Source organism: Bradyrhizobium sp. HKCCYLRH2015 (genome assembly GCF_051168215.1).
Classification (GTDB): domain Bacteria; phylum Pseudomonadota; class Alphaproteobacteria; order Rhizobiales; family Xanthobacteraceae; genus Bradyrhizobium.
On the sequence record NZ_JBNPUO010000005.1, the window covers coordinates 82,971 to 102,865 of the forward strand.

At 67.3% G+C, this 19,895-nt stretch carries 22 protein-coding genes; 6 read left to right on the forward strand and 16 right to left on the reverse strand.

Features of this window, described 5'->3' with window-relative positions; all coding sequences use genetic code 11:
* The first annotated feature begins 89 nt into the window (after positions 1-89).
* Complete coding sequence (locus ACQR1H_RS14405; protein ID WP_315804242.1) at positions 90-635, forward strand: sigma-70 family RNA polymerase sigma factor; 546 nt, start codon at positions 90-92, stop codon at positions 633-635.
* Between the two features lie 2 nt (positions 636-637).
* Entirely contained in the window at positions 638-1,276 is a 639-nt protein-coding gene (locus tag ACQR1H_RS14410; protein WP_315804241.1) for a DUF1109 domain-containing protein, read from the forward strand.
* 5 nt (positions 1,277-1,281) lie between these two features.
* Here the strand turns inward: ACQR1H_RS14410 and ACQR1H_RS14415 are convergent, their stop codons facing one another.
* Both ACQR1H_RS14415 and ACQR1H_RS14420 read right to left on the reverse strand, forming a co-directional pair.
* Positions 1,282-2,391: a DUF2336 domain-containing protein gene (locus ACQR1H_RS14415; protein WP_315804240.1), complete on the reverse strand. Its 1,110-nt coding sequence runs from the start codon at positions 2,389-2,391 to the stop codon at positions 1,282-1,284.
* A complete protein-coding gene (locus tag ACQR1H_RS14420) occupies positions 2,388-3,551 on the reverse strand; it encodes a GGDEF domain-containing protein (protein ID WP_315804239.1) in 1,164 nt (387 codons plus the stop codon). The genes ACQR1H_RS14415 and ACQR1H_RS14420 overlap by 4 nt, the downstream gene beginning before the upstream one ends.
* A 322-nt stretch (positions 3,552-3,873) precedes the next feature.
* On the opposite strand from ACQR1H_RS14420, the gene ACQR1H_RS14425 reads away from it, so the two are divergent.
* From ACQR1H_RS14425 to ACQR1H_RS14440, 4 genes are all read left to right on the forward strand, one after another.
* Positions 3,874-4,443 carry a sigma-70 family RNA polymerase sigma factor gene (locus ACQR1H_RS14425; protein ID WP_008961196.1) on the forward strand — a complete coding sequence of 190 codons (570 nt, stop codon included), beginning with the start codon at positions 3,874-3,876 and terminating at the stop codon, positions 4,441-4,443.
* On the forward strand, positions 4,440-5,273 hold the full coding sequence (locus ACQR1H_RS14430; protein WP_434907724.1) for a hypothetical protein: 834 nt from the start codon (positions 4,440-4,442) through the stop codon (positions 5,271-5,273). Before ACQR1H_RS14425 ends, ACQR1H_RS14430 begins: the two co-directional genes overlap by 4 nt.
* A 33-nt stretch (positions 5,274-5,306) precedes the next feature.
* Entirely contained in the window at positions 5,307-6,944 is a 1,638-nt protein-coding gene (locus ACQR1H_RS14435) for a S8 family serine peptidase (protein WP_316182540.1), read from the forward strand.
* Positions 6,945-7,430: 486 nt separating this feature from the next.
* Positions 7,431-8,030: a TIGR03809 family protein gene (locus ACQR1H_RS14440; protein WP_434889197.1), complete on the forward strand. Its 600-nt coding sequence runs from the start codon at positions 7,431-7,433 to the stop codon at positions 8,028-8,030.
* 4 nt (positions 8,031-8,034) lie between these two features.
* Here the strand turns inward: ACQR1H_RS14440 and ACQR1H_RS14445 are convergent, their stop codons facing one another.
* From ACQR1H_RS14445 to ACQR1H_RS14510, 14 genes are all read right to left on the reverse strand, one after another.
* Positions 8,035-9,408, reverse strand: coding sequence for a TIGR03808 family TAT-translocated repetitive protein (locus tag ACQR1H_RS14445; RefSeq protein ID WP_316182544.1), 1,374 nt, complete (start codon positions 9,406-9,408; stop codon positions 8,035-8,037).
* Positions 9,409-9,519: 111 nt separating this feature from the next.
* Complete coding sequence (locus ACQR1H_RS14450) at positions 9,520-10,170, reverse strand: pyroglutamyl-peptidase I (protein WP_434889198.1); 651 nt, start codon at positions 10,168-10,170, stop codon at positions 9,520-9,522.
* Positions 10,167-11,150, reverse strand: a complete 984-nt coding sequence (gene meaB, locus ACQR1H_RS14455) for a methylmalonyl Co-A mutase-associated GTPase MeaB (protein WP_434887700.1) — start codon at positions 11,148-11,150, stop codon at positions 10,167-10,169. Before meaB ends, ACQR1H_RS14450 begins: the two co-directional genes overlap by 4 nt.
* A gap of 1 nt (position 11,151) precedes the next feature.
* Positions 11,152-11,493, reverse strand: a complete 342-nt coding sequence (locus tag ACQR1H_RS14460) for a HepT-like ribonuclease domain-containing protein (RefSeq protein WP_315804233.1) — start codon at positions 11,491-11,493, stop codon at positions 11,152-11,154.
* A gap of 1 nt (position 11,494) precedes the next feature.
* Complete coding sequence (locus ACQR1H_RS14465; protein WP_315804232.1) at positions 11,495-11,809, reverse strand: nucleotidyltransferase family protein; 315 nt, start codon at positions 11,807-11,809, stop codon at positions 11,495-11,497.
* A 50-nt stretch (positions 11,810-11,859) separates the two neighbouring features.
* Positions 11,860-12,636 carry an RsiV family protein gene (locus ACQR1H_RS14470; protein WP_316182550.1) on the reverse strand — a complete coding sequence of 259 codons (777 nt, stop codon included), beginning with the start codon at positions 12,634-12,636 and terminating at the stop codon, positions 11,860-11,862.
* A 125-nt stretch (positions 12,637-12,761) separates the two neighbouring features.
* A complete protein-coding gene (scpA, locus tag ACQR1H_RS14475; RefSeq protein WP_434837901.1) occupies positions 12,762-14,918 on the reverse strand; it encodes a methylmalonyl-CoA mutase in 2,157 nt (718 codons plus the stop codon).
* A gap of 19 nt (positions 14,919-14,937) precedes the next feature.
* Entirely contained in the window at positions 14,938-15,402 is a 465-nt protein-coding gene (locus ACQR1H_RS14480; RefSeq protein ID WP_315804229.1) for a GFA family protein, read from the reverse strand.
* Positions 15,399-17,267, reverse strand: a complete 1,869-nt coding sequence (locus ACQR1H_RS14485; RefSeq protein ID WP_315804228.1) for a methylmalonyl-CoA mutase subunit beta — start codon at positions 17,265-17,267, stop codon at positions 15,399-15,401. The genes ACQR1H_RS14480 and ACQR1H_RS14485 overlap by 4 nt, the downstream gene beginning before the upstream one ends.
* 102 nt (positions 17,268-17,369) lie before the next feature.
* Complete coding sequence (folK, locus tag ACQR1H_RS14490) at positions 17,370-17,861, reverse strand: 2-amino-4-hydroxy-6-hydroxymethyldihydropteridine diphosphokinase (RefSeq protein ID WP_315804227.1); 492 nt, start codon at positions 17,859-17,861, stop codon at positions 17,370-17,372.
* A 5-nt stretch (positions 17,862-17,866) separates the two neighbouring features.
* On the reverse strand, positions 17,867-18,235 hold the full coding sequence (gene folB, locus ACQR1H_RS14495; RefSeq protein WP_315804226.1) for a dihydroneopterin aldolase: 369 nt from the start codon (positions 18,233-18,235) through the stop codon (positions 17,867-17,869).
* Positions 18,232-19,089, reverse strand: a complete 858-nt coding sequence (folP, locus tag ACQR1H_RS14500) for a dihydropteroate synthase (RefSeq protein WP_315804225.1) — start codon at positions 19,087-19,089, stop codon at positions 18,232-18,234. The genes folB and folP overlap by 4 nt, the downstream gene beginning before the upstream one ends.
* A 74-nt stretch (positions 19,090-19,163) precedes the next feature.
* Positions 19,164-19,571, reverse strand: a complete 408-nt coding sequence (locus ACQR1H_RS14505; protein WP_315804224.1) for a DUF4332 domain-containing protein — start codon at positions 19,569-19,571, stop codon at positions 19,164-19,166.
* A 67-nt stretch (positions 19,572-19,638) separates the two neighbouring features.
* On the reverse strand, positions 19,639-19,845 hold the full coding sequence (locus ACQR1H_RS14510; protein ID WP_315804223.1) for a hypothetical protein: 207 nt from the start codon (positions 19,843-19,845) through the stop codon (positions 19,639-19,641).
* Between the last annotated feature and the right edge of the window lie 50 nt (positions 19,846-19,895).

Below are 19,895 nucleotides of genomic sequence, written 5' to 3' on the forward strand. Positions count from 1 at the left end.
GGCCAATGTCCGCATCACGAATTAGTGATCATTATGCCGCGAGAGTAACAAGCTGACGATTCGGGCGAATTGCTGGGGGTGGAGCGGAATTGCGGGAGCGTGACGACGAGTGGACGGGCTGGATGCGCCAGGCCGTCGCCGGTGACGACGAGGCCTATCATCGCCTGCTGAGGGCGGTCACGCCGGTGTTGCGCGCAGCATCACGGCGCGGGCTGGCGCGCGCCGGCCAGCCCCCCGACCAGGCCGAGGACATCGTGCAGGAAATTCTGTTGGCGGTTCATCTCAAGCGGCACACCTGGGACGTCGATGCGCCGTTCGCGCCCTGGCTGTTCGCGATCGCGCGCAACAAGCTGATCGACATGCTGCGCCGGCGCGGCCGCCGGGTGTTCGTCGACATCGACGATTTCTCGGAGACGCTGGCCGACGAGCCGCCGGCGCCCACCGTCTCGGCCGGCGAGGTCGAGGCGCAGCTGAAGACGTTGCCGCAGCGCCAGCGCGACGTGCTGCAGTCGATCGCGGTCGAGGCTGCCTCGATCAAGCAGACCGCGGAAAAGTTTTCGATGAGCGAGGGCGCGGTGCGGGTGGCGCTGCACCGGGCACTCGCAAGCCTCACGGCCAAGCTACGGGATACCTGACCATGGACACCGATCAGCTCATCCGCACCCTCGCGGCCGACAATGCGCAGCGCGCGCAGCCGGTCGGCATCGTGCTGGCGCTGGCCCTGATGGCGGCAACGCCGGTCTCGACCGCGATGCTGCTCATCGGCCTCGGCGTGCGGCCGGACATCTGGCTCGCGGTGCGCAATCCGTTCTTCGACCTGAAGTTCGTCGTCACCACGGCGCTGGCGATCCCGGCGCTGATCATCAGCCTGCATCTGTCGCGCCCCGAGGCCTCGCTGCAGGGCTGGAGCTGGCTCCTGATCGCGCCGATCGTGGTCCTCGTCGGCGGCATGGCGGCGGAGATGATGCTGCCGCAGCGTACGCCGATGATGGCGCGGCTGGTCGGCCACAATTCGATGGTGTGCATGAGCGCCATCCCCGTGCTGTCGCTGCCGCTGCTGGGCGCGGCGCTGTTCGGCCTGCGCCATGGCGCGCCGTCGCGTCCGGCGATGACCGGCGCGATCGCCGGGCTGGTCTCGGCGGGCATGGCGGCGACGCTCTATGCCGCGCATTGCACCGACGATTCGCCGCTGTTCGTGGCCACCTGGTACACGGTGGCGGCGCTGATCGTGGCCGGGCTCGGCGCGCTCATCGGCGCGAGGGTGCTGCGCTATTGAGCGCGCTACGCCTGCACCGGCGTCGCGGCGTCCTGCACGCGATGGAAGCGCAGCACCTGCTGCGCGGTGGACCGCCGGAGCCGTTCATAGGTGGCCTTGCAGGCGTCGAGATCGGCGGTCGCGGTGGTGGCGAGCTCATCGCGCATCAGGATGATCGACTTCACCGTCGGCCATGACAGGCCTGCGACCTTGGCGAGGATCATGACGCCCTCGGCGCGGCTTTCGATCATGATGCTCTCGGCGACCGCGACCGGCACGTTGGCCATGGCCGCAAGCGCCGCATTGGCCTCGTCGAACTTGCGCTGCTCGGTGAACTGCACGACGAGACGGTCGTCGAGCCGGCCCTCGGCATGCAGCGAGCGTACCAGCGCGTGCGCGATCTCGGTCTGGCTGGTCAGCGCCACCGCGCTCGATCGCGCCCGCCGGCCCGCCATGCGCACTGCCGAGGGGACCTCCTGCGCGAGCTTCGGATTTGCCGCCTCGAGCCGCGTGCGGACCGTGGCCGACGCCTTGGCGACCAGCTTCAGATAGAGGTGGCGCGGCAGATTGGGCCGCATGGCGAGGCAGGCGGCGAGGTTTTCGTCCAGCGCGGCGCGATCGACCAGCGTGTCGAAGCTGGCCTCCGAGACGTCGGCGCCGGGATTGCTGACGGTGCTGTGAACGACCTCGTCGTTGCCGCGCCTGAGCAGGATGTCGGTGACGGCGCGGCTGAGCACGCGCCGGAGCGAGATCGCGAGCAGATGCGCCTGGCTCTTGGTCTCGGCTGTGCGGATCAGCGCGGCCTCATCGAGCCGGTCGGACTTCGACAGCACGGGACCTGCGACATCGATGGCGTCGTCATCGGCCAGCCGGTGCAGCGTCCGCGGCGGCGCCGACGCCAGCGGCGCCAGCCGCCGCGCGAGCAGGGCGCGGGCCGAGATCTCGATGTGCTCGACCAGGCATTCGAACACGTCGTCGAACAGCGCGACCTGATCATCGGCGAAGTCCGTCGCGCCGTCGACGAACAGGTCCGTTACCTTGCGCAGGGTCTCGACCCGCCGCGCGACGGTGCCGTGCGCGAGCGTGTCCTCGAGCTCGTCGAGCAGGCTTTCGTTCGGGGCGGGTTTCGGGGTCATGCCGGGATGGCGCAGGCGCTGGTGACGCGATTGCGGCCCTGCGCCTTCGAGTCGTAGAGCGCACGATCGGCCCGGGCGAGCAGCGAATCGGCGGTCTCGTCGCCGCGCGGGGTGGCCACGCCGGCCGAGAACGTGACCTGCAGGCCGGTCGAAAACGCGCTCCAGTCGAGGCCGGCGATGATCTGGCGCAATCGTTCGGCGAGCCGCGCCGCGGCGTCGGCCGGCGCGCCCGGCAGCACCAGCAGGAATTCCTCGCCGCCGTAGCGGCCGAAGCGGTCGCTGCCGCGAATGTTGGCGAAGATGGTGATGGCGAAGGTGCGCAGCACATCGTCGCCGGTCGGATGGCCATGCGTGTCGTTGATGCGTTTGAACCAGTCGAGATCGATCAGCACCACCGAGCAAGGCTGGCCGCCCTGCTGCGCCTGCGCCATCTCCTCGTCCAGCACATGCATGATCGAGTGCCGGTTCAGCGCGCCGGTGAGCTCGTCGAGCTCGGCCAGCTCCTCGATGCGGCGATAGGCTTCCTTGAGCTTCTGTCCGCGCTGGTACAGCGTCTCGCGCAGCGCGCTGGAGAAGATGCCGAGGAACATGCAGCAGGCGATGGTGAGCAGGAAGACCAGCAGCGTCGCGAGCCGCTCGAGGCCGCTGCCGTGCGGCATGCCGAGCGGCTTGTCGGTGAGCAGGAACAATCCCGCCAGGCCGATCGCGAGGAACGTCCAGCAGATCGCGCTCTGGCGCGGCGTCGCCCGCAGCGAGGCAAAGGCGACGACGATGTACAGCGTGCATAGGAACAGGATGCTGACTTCGGGCGCGATGTAGCAGAACGCGACCGTGAGCATCATGCTGGCGAGCGATTGCGGCACCACGAGGTAGTGGTCGCGGAAACGGTCGTTGAAACCGCTCTCCGACAGGACGGTCCACAGCGCGACGGTGAGAATGCCGATCGCTGCGTAGGCTGGCGCGATCGTGACCGGGACGGTTCCCGCCTGGGCGTAGATCAGCAGGATGACGGCATCGATCAGGTAGCATCCGGCGACCAGCGCCAGCATCTGCCGGCGCCGTCCGGCTCGACGCGCGCGCAGGTCGCTGGATGGAGACGGCTGCGCGTCCCCGGCCTCAGCGATATCAGGACTGGGAAAAGGCGGTGCCGTCGTGCCCATGTGCTCGCGATTCTTCGTCGTTGGCTTAATATCTACGTGGGAAAGCATTTAACTTTGGTATCTATGGGCATGGACGAAGAGGCCGCCGCCGTGGTGCTGCGACCGGGAATCTACGGCTTTCAGGGCGGGTAGTTGGCGGGAACGGGCGGAACATGGTAGGCGGGAACCCGCTGGTCGCGATCGACCTGGGCGCTGCAGCGAAATCTGCAAGTCTGTGCGCCAACTCACATTTCGGGACGTATCTTTCCGGTATTTTGAAGATTTTTGCGGTTGTGTTCGAACCGCGACGTCAATCCTCCAGACCAATCTTGCGAGACGGCCATTGAGCGTGACAGCAGCGGCGTCAGATGAAACCCTGATTGCCCGGATCGCTCAAGGCGACCGGCTCGCCATGCAGGTGCTGTACGGACGGCACCATGTCAGGGTGTACCGTTTCGGGCTCCGGCTCGTGCGGGACGAGCAGGTCGCGGAAGACCTCATCAGCGAGGTCTTTCTCGACGTGTGGCGTCAGGCCGGCAAGTTCGAAGGCCGTTCTGCCGTCTCCACCTGGCTCCTGGCGATCACGCGGTTCAAGGCCCTGTCGGCACTTCGGCGCCGGAAGGACGTTGAGCTGGAAGACGAGGCCGCGAACGCGATCGAGGATACGTCCGACGATCCGGAGGTCGCGGTCCAGAAGAAGAATACCGGCGAAGCCTTGCGCAAGTGCCTGACGGCGCTTTCGCCTGATCACCGGGAGATCGTCGATCTCGTCTACTACCACGAGAAGTCCGTGGAGGAGGTGGCCGAGATCGTCGGAATTCCGGAGAACACCGTCAAGACGCGCCTGTTCTATGCGCGCAAGAAATTGGCCGAACTCCTGAAAGCGGCCGGCATTGAGAGAGGCTGGCCATGATGGCTTTGAGCAAGATGCTGGAGCAAGAGCCCGGAGAGATCGAACTCCTGCTGCCGTGGTATGCCGCCGGCACGCTGAGCGCGCGCGACATGCGCAGGGTCGAGGAGGCTCTCGCCAGCGATGCCGATCTCGCCAGGCAGTATGCGGAAATCCAGAAGGAATATGCCGAGACCATCGCGCTGAACGAAAGCCTCGGCGCGCCGTCGATGCGTGCGATGCAGAAGCTGTTCGCGGCGATCGAGGCGGATCCGGTGCAGAAGCCTGCCGCGCCGCGCGGCTTCAGCGCGCGGCTGATGGATTTCTTCGACAGCCTGTCGCCGCGGACCTTGGCGTGGACCGTCAGCCTCGGCGCGCTTCTGGTGCTGGCGCAGGCCGGCGTGATCGGCGCCGTGCTGATGCGCTCGCAGAGCGCGACCTATCAGACCGCCTCGGTCCAGGACAAGGCAGCGCCCGAGCCCGCGAGCAAGCCGATGGCCGCGCCGCCGAGCGCCGCTGCGCCGGCCCCGGCGGAGCGGGCGCCCGAGAGCATGACGCGCTCGCGGATGGCCGAAGCACCCGCCCCGGCCGCGCCGCTGATCCGCGGCCTCGGACCGCAGGTCGCCGGATCGACCGCGCCAGCCTATGCACTGGTGCGGTTCGCGCCGGAGGCGCGCATGGCCGACATCTCGGCGTTGCTCGACAACTATCAGGCCTCGATCGTCGAGGGCGCCAAGGGCGGCCTGTTCAAGCTGCAACTCGGCGACCGGCCGTTGTCGAAGGCTGAGGCCGACAGCCTGATCGGCCGTCTGGCGCGGGAAAAGATCGTCAGCCTCGCGGTGGCCGCGCAATAGGCCCGCGCCGTCCGAAATTCATTCGGAGGCTCCATGTCGTCGAGTTCGCCGCTACGCTTCGCCAGATCGGTTGCGATGCTGATCGTCGTCACAATGCCTGCTTTCGCAGGTGGCGACCTCAGTGCCCATGCCCAGGCGATGATGCGTTCGCCCACCATCAACATCCCGAGCCGGGTGCCGAGCATCAACCCGGGCACCGCGCTGCGCGCGCCGCCGCCGACCGGGATGGCGCCGCGCCCGGCCTTGCCCAATGCGCGATTTGCACCGAACCTGCAGGCGTCCTGCAACCCGGCGGATCGCAGCGTCTCGGGCGAATGTCTCGACCACCCGTCGGTGACGGGGGATGGGCAGGGTCGGCGAGCCCAGGGAAAATTGGACAAGGGCAGCTCCGCCAGGGTGACGCAGCGGCGCGAGCCGAAGGTTGCGGCCGCGGTCGATCTACGGACCATCGCCAACGAGATCGTCGCCGAAATCGATGACTCTCTCTCGACCGACCAGGCCGATGCGCTGGCGCGTCGCCATGGCCTGCAGCGCATCAGCTCGCAGCGCTTTCCGCTGATCGGCGCCACCATCGGTCTGTTCAGGATCACCGATCGCCGCTCGGTGCAGGCGGTCAGCCGTGCGCTCGCGGCAGATGCCAGGGTGCGTTCGGTGCAGCCGAACTATCGCTATACGCTGCAGCAGCAGAGCGCAGCACCCGTCGAGGGCGATCCGGCGCAATACGCGCTGGCGAAGCTGCGGCTGCCGGAAGCGCACAGGCTGGCCCAGGGCTCCAATGTCACCATCGCAGTGATCGATTCTGGGGTCGATCTCAGGCACCCGGAATTCGCCGACGCGTCGTTCGACGTGTTCGACGCGCTCGGCGGCGACGAGGGGCCGGATGTGCATGGCACCGGCATCGCCGGCGTGATCGTATCGCACAAGCGGTTGATGGGCAGCGCGCCCTATGCGCGGATCATCGCCATCCGTGCGTTCGGCGTCGGCAAGAAGGGCGGCGGGCCGGAAAGCAGCTCCTATGTAATCCTGAAGGCGCTGGACTACGCGGCCCTGCACGGCGCCCAGATCGTCAACATGAGCTTCGCCGGCCCGAAGGATGCGGTGATCGAGCGCGCGATCGCGGCCGTCGCTGCCAAGGGCGTCGTGATGGTCGCGGCCGCCGGCAATGCCGGCGCCAAGTCGCCGCCGCTCTATCCCGCGGGCAATCCAAACGTCATCGCCGTCAGCGCCACCGACGACAGGGACCAGCTGCTGCCGGCGTCGAACCGCGGCAACTACATCGCGCTGGCCGCGCCCGGCGCCGGGATATTCCTGCCGGCGCCCGACGGAAAATATCAGATCATCTCCGGCACCTCGTTTTCCGCGGCCTATGTCAGCGGGCTTGCGGCTCTGGTGCTGGAGCGCAATCCGGCGCTGAAGCCCGAGACGGTGCGGACCGTGCTGACGCGCACAGCGCGCGATCTCGGCACGCCCGGACGTGACGATCTGTTCGGAGCAGGGGAGGCGGATGCCCTCGCGGCGGTCCAGGCCGTGGTCCCGCCGCAGGATGCGCCTGCTGCTGCTGTGCCGTCCGCGGGGCTGCAAGCGGAGCCGGCACCGGCCCGCGAGTTGCGCCCGGCCGCAGTGACGGAGGCATCTCCAGCCGGCGCCGCGCTCCGGCCCGCGCAGCAATGACGCCAACGTTTTCGTGAACGTTCCGAAATTCTCCCGCTCGCTTTGAACGTGCAGCGGGGCGGTCACGACAGAAAGCATGTGGGAGCGGTGATCCCCTCCCCAAGGCTATATACGGCGCGAGCGCCCATCCACCCCAAGCGCCCATATGGCTCGACCCGTCCGGTTGTCCCCCCGGACGGGTCTTTCATTTTGGGCGAAGTCGAAGCCCGGCAACGTCGATATCCGGCAGTGTCTCGCGCCCCTGAGGGGAACATCTTTGGGTTGTTTAGGGATGCCGTTGGTCGCTTTCGTGTTGCCGCGCCTGGCCGATGCCCGAAAAAACACGGACAAAATTTCCGCACGACTACGGTTTGGCCGCCAAACAACATGGCATTAGCTAGACTTTGTTAACCTTTTCCACAAAATATTCACGTCACGTTGCGTTGATTCGTGCCGAGTGCGTCCGTCCCATTTTCTGCGGGCTCCCCTATGACACATCGACCGGACGTGGCTTGCAGCCGCGAACTGGCTGCGCGCTGGTGCGCGCTTGCCGAACGGCGCCTCGACCATCTCACCGAGCTGTTCGATAGCGGCCGCTGGCGCCGCTACTACACCGAGCAGTCGTTTCTCGACGATCTCCGGCACGCCAAGGCTGCGGTGCAGACCTGGCAGGCCCTGTCCCGCGCCGAACCCGAGAGGGTGGGCATCGTGCCGAGTCAGAGGCCGGCCCCGGTGTTGGCCGCGCCACCGGCTCCCGTGCGCCTCGCCGAGCCGGAGCCGATCGCGCGCCACGTCCATCCGCACGAGCACCGGCCGATCGCTCTGCCGCGCTCGCTCGAAACCATCCTCGCGGCGTCCGAGATCATCGTCGAGTCCGAGGTCGAACTCGGCACAGAGGATCTGGAGCCCCATGAGGTTGTCGAACCGGACCATGTCGCCGCAGACGACCTCGCCGCGGAACTGACCCTCGCGGCGCCGCGCATCGACATGTCGGCGCTGGAGCAGGCCTTGAGCATCGGCATCGAATCCGATGCGGAGTATGACGAGCCCGTTGTCGATCTCGACGCCATCGAGCGCCGCTATCCGGCGCTGGCGGTCGCGTACTAGTTTCTCATCGTGTGACGGCGTTGCCGTTGACGGTCAGCTGCGCAAAGCGCTGCGCGCCGTCCTGCGTCAGGTCCGAGGTGACCGGCTTGATGTGATCGAGCCCGATGACGGCGCCGCGCGGCGTGCCGGAGATCATGTTGTTGCTGACCATGGCCGTGCCCGCGCCTGGGACGACCGACACGCCGACGCCCGCCAGCGCATTGCGAATGACGTTGCCCGAGATCACGACGTCACGGAGATAGCGGCCCCAGCCGGCGACGATGCCGTAGGACGGGGCGTTCTCGACCACGTTGCCGGTCACCGCGGAGTCCGCCTCGACATAGATGCCGATGCCGGCATCGTCGTCAGGTGCTGTGCCGATCGGCCGCTTCGAGATGAGGTTGCGGATGATGTTGCCCTGGACCACGGCGATGCGGCCGCCTTCGTTGAAGTTGCAGACGGAGACGCCGAAGGCGGCGCCGTCCACCGTATTACCCGAAATCACGGCACCTTCGAACGCGAACTCCGAGTAGAGCGCGACCTCGCGCACGTCGCTGACGCTGTTGCCGACGATCTGGATGTTCGAGGCCGAGTTGCCGCGCACCGCCGAGTAGTCGCAATTCCTGATGCGGTTGCCACTGATGATGACGTTGCCGGCGCGAAAGGCGTTGATGGCATTGCCGTACTGGCCCGAGCCGCCGGGGCCGGCCTTGATGTCCGCGATGAAGTTGTCGAGCACCATGGTGCCGTCGTCGCCGATCGCGGTGCGCAGGATCTCGATGCCGTTGTCGCGCGTGCCCTTGATGGTGTTGCGCGACACGATCAGGCCGAGGGCATCGAACGACACGATCGCGGTGACGGCGACATCGGTCAGGACGTTGCCGCTGACATCGCCGGAGACCTGCTCGAGCCAGATGCCGCTGCCGCCGGAGCGCGTGACCTCGCAGTCCTGGACCCTGACATCGTTGCCGGCTGCAACGTGAAGCAGGCCGCGCCGCTGGGGCAGGGCGATGCCGCCGCCGTCGAGCGCGATGCCGCTGATGCCGAGGCCATCGGCGCCTTCTGCCGAGAGCAGCGACGGGCCGCCGCCGGTGAACACGAGCTTCGTGGCGCCGCGGACGCCGACCAACTGGCTGCCTTTGGCGAGCCTGAGCATCGAGGTCCGGTAGGTGCCCGGCGGCAGCGCCAGCGGCGCCTGCGCCCGCGCCGCCTCGTCGATCGCGCGCTGCAGGGCACGGGTCTGGTCATCCGGGCTGTTGGGCTTGACGCCAAACTGCGTGGCGTCGCGGCCGAGCGTGGAGATCAAGGGGACAGCCTGCGCGGGCTCGCTCGGCAGCGCCAGCGCGCCGGCGGCGCCGGCCGCGGAAGCTCCGAGCAGGTTGCGGCGGTTGACGTGCATGATGTCAGGCTCGCGTTGGTCAGCTCTCGTTGCCGAGATAACGCAAAAGCGCTCACGGCCGGCTTTGGCGGACGGTCGCAGGAGCTGTTTGTTGCGGGTAGGGTTAAATCTTTACGCTTGGCCTGGATGCCGCGCCAGCTTCACCAATTCCATCAGCATCGCCTCGCCGGCATCGACCAGCGCCTCCAGCGTGATGCGCGAGCTGCCTCGTGGCAACGCCGCGCCGGCGCGCGGCAGCGGGGGAATGTGGATGAAGGCGGCGAGCCGTGGGCCACTTTCGGCCCGCGTCGCTTCGATCGCGCGCCAGCTCAGGTAGTTGCAGAGATAGCTGCCGGCATCGCGCGAAGCCCGCGCATCGATGCCGGTAGCGCGTGCCGCGCGCAGCAGTCGCGCCATGTGCGGGCCGAACAGCATCGGATGCGCGCCCGGGACGATCAGGCCCTTGCGCGCGACGTGGCGGTCGGCATCGGGAAAGGTGGTGGTGACCGCGTTGCGGGCACGGGTCTCGATCCGCAGATAGGATGTTCGTCCCGCGAGGCCGAACATCAACAGCGCATGCGGGCGCCGCTCGGCGATCAATGCGGGCAGCTCGCGATCGACGGTATCGTAGGTCACGTGAAAGATGTGGCTGGAGATGTCGACATCAGCCAGCGCCGGGCGCCGCAGCGCCGCGAGCCGTTTCACCAGCGGCATGGTCGGGTTGGACGGCGCGCCGGGAAACGGGCCGAATCCGGTGATCAGGAGGCGCAGCCGCTCGGTCAATTCAGCATCTCCGCAAGCTGCTCGGCGGCCAGCGCCGGCGCGACGCGGCCCTCGGCAACGTCGGTCTCCAGCTTCTTCACTTTCGTACGAATGGAGGGGTCGGTGCGCAGCCGGGCCATCAGGCGCTGCTCCAGCATGGTCCACATCCACTTCACCTGCTGGTCGCGACGCCGGGCGGCGAACTCGCCGGAGGCGATCATCGCCTTGCGATGATCCAGGACCTTCTGCCACAGCTCGGCGATGCCCGTGCCTGCCATGGCCGAATAGGTCAAGACCGGCGGATGCCAGTGCTCGGAGCGGGGGCTGAGCAGATGCAGCGCGCCGCGATAGTCGGCGGCGGTGATGTTGGCGCGCTTGATGTTGTCGCCATCGGCCTTGTTGATCGCGATCATGTCGGCGAGTTCGACCAGGCCCTTCTTGATGCCCTGCAGCTCGTCGCCGCCGCCGGGCAGCATCAGCGCAAGGAAAAAGTCGGTCATGTCGCAGACCGCGGTCTCGGACTGGCCGATGCCGACGGTCTCGACCAGGATCACGTCGAAGCCCGCAGCCTCGCACAGCAGCATCGCCTCGCGCGTCTTGGCGGCGACGCCGCCGAGCGTGCCGGAGGAGGGCGAGGGGCGGATGAAGGCGTGCTCGTGATGGGACAATCGCGCCATCCGCGTCTTGTCGCCGAGGATCGAACCGCCGGTGCGCGCGGAGGACGGGTCGACCGCGAGCACCGCGACCTTGTGGCCCTGTCCGATCAGGTACATGCCGAGCGCATCGATCGTGGTCGACTTGCCGACGCCGGGCGAGCCGGTGATGCCGACGCGGATCGCGTGCCCCGTCTGCGGCAGCAGTGCCTGCACCAGCTCGCGCGCGGCGGCCTGGTGGTCGGCACGGCGGCTCTCGACCAGCGTGATCGCGCGCGCCAGCGCGGCGCGGCTGCCGGCGCGGAGCGCATCGGCCAATGAGGTGGTGTCGGTGCCCCGCGAGATCATTCTACTTCAAGTCGGTGAGCTTGCCGCTGACGAACGTTTTCAAAGCCGGCAGTTCACTGGCTATGACATCCCAGACGACGGCGACGTCGGTGGTATGATAGGCATGCCGCAGCAGGTTTCCGAAGTCGATCATTTTCCGCCAGTGGATGGTCGGACTCTCGCTCTTGATGCTGTCTGGAATGCTGCGGGAGGCCTCGCAAATGATCTCGAGCAGGCGCTCGGTTGCCAGGCGCAACAGGCGGTCAGAGCTGAAGGCCGCGAGATCGGCGCCGGCGACAAGCTGTTCGATTTCCGCAATGGCTTCGGCAATGTCCCGTAGCCGGTCTTCGACGGTCGGAGGCACCTCAAAACACCTCGATCAGGTCATCAGCAATTCGATCGGCGATCCGCCGCTTCAACAGCGCCCGTTGCGTGATCTGGACGCGCAGTCCGATGTCGTCCTCGATAAGGTGCTGCGCCTTGAAGTGATCGAACGCGGGAGGGAGTCCGGGGGGCGTGGTTTCCACGAGAACGTCGAGGTCGCTGTCAGGACGGGAGTCGCCGCGCGCACGCGAACCGAACAGCGACAGTCGCGTGATGCCGGCCTTTCGCAGGGCCGGCGCAAGGGCCTGCAGCCGGCCGATGATCGTCATGAGGCGAATGTCAGCGACGTCGTTCATGAGGACAGTCTAGCATATCCAGCTATCGGCTGCACGGCCGCCGGTTGGCTTCACTGGTCTTCCGCATCCCCCTTCGGCCTGGCGCCGCCGAAGATCGCCTGGCCCTCCGGTGACAGATACGGCTTCAGCGTCTCCCACGGCACGAAGGCGACGTACTGGCCTTCGGCGTAGGGGCCGACCGCATAAGGCGGGTAGTGGAAGGTCAGGCCGGAGCTCTTTCCGGCCTCCGTGGAGGGAGCGAGCGTCACGGCGCCGATCTTCAGCAGCTTCGGCTCCAGCCCCTTGAACCATTCGGCGGTCGCCGTCTCCGTGGCGTCGCGCTTCTTTTTCTCGGCCTTCAGCGACGTGATCACCGCATTCAGCATCGCCTTCATCGTGGGGCCGTTGTCGGCGGTGTCGGTGAAGAACGGGCGGATGCTGATCGGCTTGGCCGCGGCCTTGTCCCAGAGGATGGTGTTGACGTCGCTGTTGGGATGCGCGGCGCGCGTGTCCATGTAGTCGTCCCGGAGGATGCTGACGTAGCGGTCGGCGACGACCGAGCGAATGGAATATCTGCGCTCGAACGACCACTTGCCGTCGCGGAATGTTTCCGGATCCTCCTTGCGCTCCTTGGCGGCGTCAGCGGCGTTCTTGTCGATCCACTTCTTGCCGTCGGCGAGGCAGTAGGCGGCGAGCGGCGCGTCCGCCCTGATCCGGGCATCGAGCGTCACGTTGGCCTCGACCGCCTTGGTGTTGATGCTGGCGTCCGGCTTGGGATCGGCGGCGAGGACCGGGGCGGCCAGGAACAGGCCAAGCAGCGCAGCGGCGCAAAGTGTCGAACGGGTCATGGCTATCAATATCCAGCGGATGAAGATGCGTATCGCCAGGGAATGCTGAGGTTCATCTGCAAAAACGTAGCGGCGCACGATCTGACGATCGTACGCCGGAGAGCTGCGCTCGCGGATTCGAAAAACTATTCCGCTGCCTGGCTGTGGCCGAGCCGCGCGTTGAGCTTGTGGATCAGTTCCTCCGCGGCGTCGGCGATCACGGTGCCCGGCGGGAAGATCGCTTCCGCGCCGGACTTGTACAGCGCGTCGTAATCCTGCGGCGGCACCACGCCGCCGACGATGATCATGATGTCCTCGCGGCCCTGCTTCTTGAGCGCGGCCTTGAGCTCCGGCACCGCGGTGAGATGCGCGGCGGCGAGCGACGACACGCCGAGAATGTGGACGTCGTTCTCGACGGCCTGCCGCGCCGCCTCGTCGGCGGTGGCGAACAGCGGCCCGATGTCGACGTCGAAGCCGATGTCGGCGAAAGCGGACGCGATCACCTTCTGGCCGCGGTCGTGGCCGTCCTGGCCGATCTTGGCGACGAGGATGCGCGGCCGGCGGCCTTCCGCCTCCTCGAACGCCTCGATCAGCGCCTGCAGCTTCTCGGCTTTGCCGGACATGGCGGCGATCTCCCGCTTGTAGACGCCGGTGATGGACTTGATCTCGGCGCGGTGGCGGCCGAACACCTTTTCCAGCGCGTCGGATATCTCGCCGACGGTCGCCTTGGCGCGCGCGGCGTCGATCGCGAGCGCCAGCAGGTTGCCGTTGCCGTCGCCGGCCGAGCGCGTCAGCGCCGCCAGCGCCGCGTCGACCTCGGCCTGCTTGCGCTCGGACTTCAGCCGCGACAGCTTGTCGATCTGCAGCCGGCGCACGGTGGAATTGTCGACCTTGAGAACGTCGAGCGGCGGCTCGTCGGTCGGCTTGTACTTGTTGACGCCGATGACGGACTGGCGGCCGGTGTCGATCCGCGCCTGGGTCTTGGCCGAGGCCTCCTCGATGCGCAGCTTCGGCACGCCGGCCTCGATCGCCTTGGCCATGCCGCCGAGCTCCTCGATCTCCTGGATGTGGCCCCAGGCCTTCGCGGCGAGATCGCGGGTGAGGCGCTCGACATAGTACGAGCCGCCCCAGGGATCGATGATCCGGGTGGTGCCGCTCTCCTGCTGCAGGAACAATTGCGTGTTGCGGGCGATGCGCGCGGAGAAGTCGGTGGGCAGCGCCAGCGCCTCGTCGAGCGCGTTGGTGTGCAGCGACTGTGTGTGGCCTTGCGTGGCGGCCATCGCTTCGACCGCGGTGCGCACCACGTTGTTGTAGACGTCCTGCGCGGTCAGCGACCAGCCCGAGGTCTGGCTGTGCGTGCGCAGCGACAGCGAGCGCGTGTCCTTCGGATTGAACGGCTTCAGGAGCTTGGCCCACAGAAGCCGCGCGGCGCGGAGCTTGGCGACCTCCATGAAGAAGTTCATGCCGATCGCCCAGAAGAACGACAGCCGCGGCGCGAAGCGGTCGACGTCGAGCCCGGCCGCGATGCCGGCGCGCAGATATTCGACGCCGTCGGCGAGCGTGTAGGCGAGCTCGAGGTCCTGCGTCGCGCCGGCCTCCTGCATGTGATAGCCGGAGATCGAGATCGAGTTGAACTTCGGCATCCGCTGCGAGGTGAAGGCGAAGATATCGGAGATGATCCGCATCGAGGGCGAGGGCGGATAGATGTAGGTGTTGCGCACCATGAACTCTTTCAGAATGTCGTTCTGAATGGTGCCCGACAGCTTCTCCGGCGGCACGCCTTGTTCTTCGGCGGCGACGACGAACAGCGCGAGGATCGGCAGCACCGCGCCGTTCATGGTCATCGACACGCTCATCTGGTCGAGCGGAATGCCGGCGAACAAGGTGCGCATGTCGTAGATCGAGTCGATCGCGACGCCGGCCATGCCGACGTCGCCGCCGACGCGCGGATGATCGGAATCATAGCCGCGATGGGTGGCGAGATCGAACGCGACCGACAGGCCCTTCTGGCCGGCGGCGAGGTTGCGCCGGTAGAAGGCGTTGGAATCCTCCGCCGTGGAGAAGCCGGCATATTGCCGGACGGTCCAGGGTTGGTTGACATACATCGTGGGGTAGGGACCGCGCAGATAGGGCGCAATGCCGGGCCAGGTGTCGAGGAAGTCGATGCCGGCGAGATCGGCCTCGCCATAGGCCGGTTTCACCGGAATGCCTTCCGGCGTCAGCCACGGCTCGGCGGCCCCCGCGGGCGCGGGGGCTGCGATGGGTTCGAATGCGATGGCGCTGAAATCAGGAATGCGGCTCATGGCCTCGTGTCCTCATCGCTTAATCATGATCCGGATGCTGATGGCTGACGACACCAGCCATCTTCTCCGGTCCGTAGTTCTGCTGCGTGGTCTGGCTCGGCAGGTTGGCGATCGCGACCACCCAGCCGAGCCGCGACTCCGAGCCATATTGCCGCGTCGGCACCACCCGGTCCGGCCGGTCGAAGGTCCCGGTCATGATCTCGATGCGCGGTCCGTCGATACGGCGAAAGCTCAGGGGCGTGCCGCATTGGCTGCAGAAGTCGCGCATCGCGATCGAGGAGGAATGGAACGCGGCCGGCTGACCGCGGGTCCAGGCGAAGCTCTCATTGTTGATTTCAGCGAACGACGCGAACGGCGCGCCCGAAGCCTTCTGGCACATCCGACAATGGCAGATGCTGACCTTGCTCGGCGCCGACATCAGCGCGTAGCGGATCGCGCCGCATTGGCAGCCGCCGGTGAGGACGGGTTTGCTTTCGTCGGTCATGCTGACTCCAGATGCGCGTAGGCGTCCGCGAGCGTCTTCAATGCGTCGCCGCCGGCAAAGACGAAGCTGCCGATGCCGGCCTCGCGCAGCGCAGCTTCCTGTTCGCCGCCGCGGCCTGCCAGATAGATATGTCGCGCGCCGGCGGCCTGAAGGGCCTTGGCAGCGGGAACCGCGGCGTCGGCATAGACCTTGTCGGACGAGCAAAGGCAGGCGATCGCGGCGCCGGAGGCGCGGTAGGCATCTGCGAGCGCGGCCGGATCGGCGCCGCCCTGGCCGTCGATCGCGGCGATACCGCCGGCCTCGAAGAAGCTGCGGGCGAAGGTGGCGCGCGCGGTGAAGTCGGCGGCGGTGCCGAGATTGGCGAGGAACACCGAGGGGCGCTGTCCCTGGCGCTCCAACAGCGCGTCCGAGCGATCACGCAGCTTCTCGAAACCGTCCGCGAGACGGATCGGCGCGAGCGCGGCGAAGGTGAGCGAAGCCTTGTCGATCGGTTGCGGCGCCACCGGTGCGAGCGCTTCGACCGCGACCGCGGCCTCGTTGAGATTTGGAAACTCGCTGGCGCCGGTCAGCACGTCGCGGCGCCTCGCGATGTTGGCATCCCGCACCGCCTTGACCGCGGCGACCTTGGACTGGATCAGCCCGGTCTGCAGAGCCGCGCCCACGCCGCCGGCCTTCTCGATCTCCTGGAACAGGGCCCAGGCGGCGCTGCACAGCTCGCTGGTCAGCGCCTCGACGCCGCCGGCGCCGGCGGCCGGATCGGCGACGCGGGCGAGATTGCTTTCCTCCAGCAGCACCAGTTGCGTGTTGCGGGCGACGCGGCGCGCGAACGCGTCGGGCAGGCCGAGCGCGGTCGTATGCGGCAGCACCGTCACGGCGTTGGCGCCGCCGAGCCCGGCCGCAAACACGGCGATGGTGGCGCGCAGCATGTTCACGTAAGGATCGCGCCGGGTGAGCATGCGCCACGCCGTCTCGCCCGAGATGAAGAGCGGCTTCGGTGCCAGCCCGCACGCCTCCTCGACGCGTGCCCACAGCCGGCGCAGGCTGCGGAATTTCGCCAGCGTGAGGAACTGATCGGTGTCGGCGGCGAGCCGGCCATAGATCATGCCGCGCGCGGTCTCGAGCGCGATGCCTTCGGCTTCGAGCGCCCGCAGATAGGCGACACCAGAGGCGAGCACGAAGGCGAGCTCCTGCGCCTCCGATCCGCCGGCGACGTGCACGACGCGGCCGTCGGCGGCGAAGAACGGGCCTTTGAAGCCGGCCTCGTGCAGCTGCCTGACCAGCGCGCCCGAATTGCCGCCGAGCGTCGATGCGTCATGCGTGCTTGCGCCGCGAACAGCGGCGTCCCCGATCGGATCGAGGCCGAACCGGATGTCGCAGGCCGCGGCCGTGATGCCGCGCTGCTTGACGATATCGGCGACAAGCGAGGCGGGCGAGAGCGAGTCACCGAGCTGCAATTCGATTGCAATCGCAGCATCGAGATGCACGCCGTCGAGCGCGCGCGCCACCGCGTCGGCGTTGGCGGCGAGGCCAAAGCCATGCGCGGCATTCGAGCCGGCAAACACCAGCGACAAACCGGTCGCGCCGTTCTCGAGGTCGATCAGCGCCTGCGCATTGGCCTTGGCCGGATCGGGATGATCGATGCGCTGCATGATCTGCCATGGCGACGATGGTGCGCGGCCCGCGACCGGCGCGGCATGCTTGGCGCGCGGATAGATCGGCTGGATTTCGAGCCCGTCATAGGTCTTGCCGACCAGCTTCTCGAAGGCCGCACCCTTCAGCACGCCATCGACCAGCTTGCGCCAGTCCGCCTCGCCGGCCGGAGCGAAATCGGCAGCCAGTCGCAGATCGTCGGTCTCGGTCGTCATGTCGGTACGCGTCTCCCGGGGCGTCTGTTATCGCGATTGTTGTGGCGCAAAATGCCACGTCAGGGCGGCCAAGCCAAACGGTTGTTTGGCCGGAGATGTCAGCTATTCGGCTGACGGCAGCGGCCGGATTCCGTCGCGCGAAACGGCGAGCACGGCCTCGTCGACGCGGCGCCCGGCAATCCGTCGCGCCGGCACGATCTCGGACAACGGCACCAGCACGAAGCCGCGTTCGAACAGCCGGGGGTGCGGCAGCGTCAGATCGGGCGTGTCGACCGCGATGTCGTCATAGGCGATCAGATCCAGGTCGAGCGTCCGCGGGCCCCAACGCGTCTCTTGCGTGCGATCGCGGCCGAACATGCGTTCGACCGCGTGCAGAGCGCTGAGCAGCCGCCGTGGGGGCATCGCGGTTGCGATCTCGATGCAGGCATTGATGAAGGTCGGCTGCTGCTCCTCGCCCCAAGGCGGCGTGGTGTAGTCGGACGACCGCGCAACGAGCGCAGCCGAGGCACGCGCGCAGATCTCCGGAATGGCGCGCCGGAACGTCGCCCTGACGTCGCCGACATTGCCGCCGAGAGCGATCAGCGCGCTCGCCATCGGGGTTACGGATGCCGGGAGCGCGTCAGCACCACGCCGACATCCTCGAAGATGGCGGCGATCGGCGCATGCGGCTTGTGCACGGTCACTTTGACGGCGCGGATGCGGGCGAAGGTCGACAGGATCGCATCGGCGACCGCGCCGGCCGCGCGTTCGAGCAGGCGGTAGTTGGTGTCCTTGAACGCCGCCGTCGCCGTCTCCACCACGTCGGAATAAGACACGGTGTCGGCGAGGCGGTCGCTGCGCGAGGAGTCCGACAGATCGGTGTAGAGTTCGAGGTCGATGACGAAGCGCTGGCCGACCTCGCTCTCATGCTCCATCACGCCATGACGCGCGTGGATGAGAACGCCCTTGATGAAGATCGTATCGGTCATCGCAGTGCCTCGATTGCCGCGGCCACGCGCACGGCCTGAACCGTCTCGGCGACGTCATGCGCCCGGATGATTGCAGCACCGCGCCGAGCCGCAATCAGATGCGCCGCGATCGAGCCGCCAAGCCGCTCCTGCGGCTCCGACGCCACCACGGTGCTGATGAAACGTTTTCGCGATGCGCCGACCAGCAGCGGCAGCCCGAAGCATGCGAATGCATCGAGCCGGGCCAGCGCCGTCATGCTCTGCTGCGGCGTCTTGCCGAAGCCGATACCGGGATCGAGCACGATGTTCCCAATGGGGATGCCGGCCTTGGCCGCGATGTCCAGCGAGCGCGTGAAGAAGCCCAGCATGTCTTCGATGATGTCGATCTCCGGATCGACGGCAGCACGGTTGTGCATCACCACGACCGGCGCGCCATGCGCGGCGACGACCGTGGCCATCGCGGGATCGCGCTGCAGGCCCCACACATCATTGGCGATCGCGGCACCATGGTCCAGCGCGTAACCTGCAACTTGAGATTTCATGCTGTCGATCGACACGGGCACGCCGAGTGCGACGATCGCAGGCAGGATCGGTCGCAGGCGCGCCAGTTCCTCCTCGGCCGTGACCGGCACCGCGCCCTTGTAGGGGCGGGTCGACTCGGCGCCGATGTCGATGATGTCGGCGCCGGCCGCGATCATGCGCTCGGCCTGCGCGATCGCCCGTTCCGGCGCATCGAAACGGCCGCCGTCCGAGAACGAATCCGGTGTGACGTTGAGAATGCCCATCACCGCCGGGAATGGACGCGAAAGCCACGGCCGCAGCAGCGGGTGGCTCGACGCGAGGTCCGGGGCGGAGTGCGGCGAAATGGCGCTCATGGGCGCCGCTTTGCGCGGTTGGCACCGTCAAGTCAAGGTGTCGCACTGCACAAGCGCGGTCAATCCAGAGCCGATCAATAGCTGATCTTCGGCTCCAGCCGCCGCGCCTTTTCGATGAGCTGGCCGACCGACCTCTCCGACGGCAGGATGCGAACCAGCTTCCGCCGGGTGTTCACTTCCTTGATGTTCTGCGCCAGCCGGGCCGGATTGCGGTGCGCCAGCTCGCGCACGGTGGTCACGCCGGCTGCGCGGACGAGGCAGACCTTGGCCTTGCCCATGCCGGGAATGCGCATGTAATCGGCGGCGTTTGCCCAATCGAGCAGTTGCTGCTCGCTGATGCCGGTCTTGGCGGCCAGCGCCTTGCGCCCTTTCACGGTCCGGGCGGCTTCGAGAAATGCGTCGGTGGTCCGGATGCCCAAAGCTTTCAGCTTGGCGGCATAGAAGGTCGTCATGCCTTCGAGTTCGGTGATCGGATATGTCATGATACTCGGCGCGCGCGAAGGTGCTTCAGATGATCTGGCCCAGGCGGTCGGGCTTGGGGCAACCGGCTCAGGCCGGGTGTGCCTGTCGCGATCGTGCCAACTGATCGGCTTCGATTTGGTCGCGGCCGAACGCAAAAAGTTCACCGGCTGACGGCTGCTGCCCCTGCCGTCGCCATCCAATATCGCTGAGGAGGTCAGGCCCGATGCCGATGATTTCAGCCACGACTTTACTGATGCCGGCCGTTCTGGCCAGCGGCTCAATCAACTCGCTCATGTGAACCCCGTCTCATCCGGTCCCCCACGACCGGACGTCCTCTCGCTGAA

Coding starts and splice junctions, on each gene's coding strand:
- ACQR1H_RS14410 (WP_315804241.1), top strand. CDS start 638: ATGGACACCGATCAGCTCATCCGCACCCTCGCGGCCGACAATGCGCAG.
- ACQR1H_RS14480 (WP_315804229.1), bottom strand. CDS start 15,402: ATGACCGACGAAAGCAAACCCGTCCTCACCGGCGGCTGCCAATGCGGC.
- folK (WP_315804227.1), bottom strand. CDS start 17,861: ATGGCGAGCGCGCTGATCGCTCTCGGCGGCAATGTCGGCGACGTCAGG.
- meaB (WP_434887700.1), bottom strand. CDS start 11,150: ATGATCTCGCGGGGCACCGACACCACCTCATTGGCCGATGCGCTCCGC.
- ACQR1H_RS14430 (WP_434907724.1), top strand. CDS start 4,440: ATGATGGCTTTGAGCAAGATGCTGGAGCAAGAGCCCGGAGAGATCGAA.
- ACQR1H_RS14510 (WP_315804223.1), bottom strand. CDS start 19,845: ATGAGCGAGTTGATTGAGCCGCTGGCCAGAACGGCCGGCATCAGTAAA.
- ACQR1H_RS14470 (WP_316182550.1), bottom strand. CDS start 12,636: ATGACCCGTTCGACACTTTGCGCCGCTGCGCTGCTTGGCCTGTTCCTG.
- ACQR1H_RS14435 (WP_316182540.1), top strand. CDS start 5,307: ATGTCGTCGAGTTCGCCGCTACGCTTCGCCAGATCGGTTGCGATGCTG.
- folB (WP_315804226.1), bottom strand. CDS start 18,235: ATGACCGATACGATCTTCATCAAGGGCGTTCTCATCCACGCGCGTCAT.
- ACQR1H_RS14465 (WP_315804232.1), bottom strand. CDS start 11,809: ATGAACGACGTCGCTGACATTCGCCTCATGACGATCATCGGCCGGCTG.
- scpA (WP_434837901.1), bottom strand. CDS start 14,918: ATGAGCCGCATTCCTGATTTCAGCGCCATCGCATTCGAACCCATCGCA.
- ACQR1H_RS14415 (WP_315804240.1), bottom strand. CDS start 2,391: ATGACCCCGAAACCCGCCCCGAACGAAAGCCTGCTCGACGAGCTCGAG.
- ACQR1H_RS14485 (WP_315804228.1), bottom strand. CDS start 17,267: ATGACGACCGAGACCGACGATCTGCGACTGGCTGCCGATTTCGCTCCG.
- ACQR1H_RS14420 (WP_315804239.1), bottom strand. CDS start 3,551: ATGGGCACGACGGCACCGCCTTTTCCCAGTCCTGATATCGCTGAGGCC.
- ACQR1H_RS14445 (WP_316182544.1), bottom strand. CDS start 9,408: ATGCACGTCAACCGCCGCAACCTGCTCGGAGCTTCCGCGGCCGGCGCC.
- ACQR1H_RS14505 (WP_315804224.1), bottom strand. CDS start 19,571: ATGACATATCCGATCACCGAACTCGAAGGCATGACGACCTTCTATGCC.
- folP (WP_315804225.1), bottom strand. CDS start 19,089: ATGAGCGCCATTTCGCCGCACTCCGCCCCGGACCTCGCGTCGAGCCAC.